The sequence below is a fragment of the Streptomyces graminilatus genome (genome assembly GCF_001418565.1).
GTDB classification, from domain to species: Bacteria; Actinomycetota; Actinomycetes; order Streptomycetales; family Streptomycetaceae; genus Streptomyces; species Streptomyces graminilatus.
On sequence record NZ_LIQQ01000653.1, the window covers coordinates 1,287 to 1,519 of the forward strand.

The 233-nt window shown below is 72.1% G+C and carries 1 pseudogene; it reads right to left on the minus strand.

Features of this window, described 5'->3' with window-relative positions:
* A pseudogene (locus AOK08_RS48165) lies at positions 1-233 on the minus strand (carboxylating nicotinate-nucleotide diphosphorylase); the annotation flags it as partial.

Sequence of the window (233 nt, forward strand, 5' to 3'; positions counted from 1 at the left end):
CGCCGTCCTCGACGTGCCGCTCGACCTCGAACTCGTCGGTGCAGACCACGGAGACGACCGCCTCGGCGATCCTGAGACCGGCGACGACGCCTCCCTCGCGGGCGGTGAAGTCGGCGGTGGCGCGGGCCTCCTCGGGGATGGTCGCGACGGTCGTCACGTCCACGCCGTGGTCGAGGTCCTCCTGGATGGCGACGTTGGCGATGTCCTCGACCTCCAGGGGGTCGAGTCCGGCG